Annotated in this window: 2 protein-coding genes; one reads left to right on the forward strand and one right to left on the reverse strand. The window is 42.5% G+C overall.

Going from position 1 to position 804, the window contains the following annotated elements; translation table 11 throughout:
* The coding region (locus tag BBROOKSOX_RS11975; RefSeq protein WP_139662129.1) for a pyridoxal-phosphate-dependent aminotransferase family protein at positions 1–522 on the reverse strand (522 nt) is incomplete at its 3' end.
* A gap of 45 nt (positions 523–567) precedes the next feature.
* On the opposite strand from BBROOKSOX_RS11975, the gene BBROOKSOX_RS11980 reads away from it, so the two are divergent.
* A partial coding sequence (locus BBROOKSOX_RS11980) for an FAD-binding protein (protein ID WP_139662131.1) occupies positions 568–804 on the forward strand: 237 nt, incomplete at its 3' end.

An 804-nucleotide genomic window follows, 5' to 3' on the forward strand; every position in this document is an offset into this window, starting at 1 on the left:
TGAAGTTACGGCATCAACAATAGTAATGCAGTCATTATCATGTGCAATCTTACACAGTGCTTTTGCATCTGAGCGTGCACCTGTTGAAGTTTCTGCGTGTACAAAAGCTAAGATTTTTGCATCTGTATTGTCTTTTAAGGCTTGTTCAACTTTATCCAAAGAAACCGCCGTACCCCAATCATCTTCTACCACAACAGCCACACCACCAAAACGGGTGATGTTTTCTTGCATACGCATACCAAATACACCATTAATACAAACCACAACCTTATCGCCTGGTTCAACTAAGTTGGCAAAGCAAGTTTCCATACCCGCAGAACCCGGTGCTGATACCGGCATGGTTAATTCATTTTCAGTTTTGAAAATGGACTTTAAGCCTTCTTTGGTCTCATTCATCATGCCAACAAAAGCAGGATCAAGGTGTCCAATCGTTGGACGCGCCATAGCTGATAGGATGCGAGGATGCACATCACTTGGACCTGGACCCATTAGTGTTCTTATTGGTGGATTGAATGATTTCATAGTTTTATAAAGGTTAGAAAATAAAAAGTCATTATAATGGCTTGCATGTCAGTTATTCACGAATTATCTCGCACTCTGCCTAAGGGTAATGTTCTTACAGGCGAGGAAAACACACGCCCATTTGAATGTGACGGTTTGAGTGTGTATCGGCAAAAACCTTTAGCAGTGGTATTACCCCAGAGTGTTGAGCAGATTAAACAAGTGTTAAAAATTTGTAAAGCGCACAACACACCTGTGGTTACGCGTGGTGCGGGTACAGGCTTATCAGGCGGTGCGATGCCA

Source organism: bacterium endosymbiont of Bathymodiolus sp. 5 South, assembly GCF_900128535.1.
Lineage (GTDB): Bacteria > Pseudomonadota > Gammaproteobacteria > PS1 > Pseudothioglobaceae > Thiodubiliella.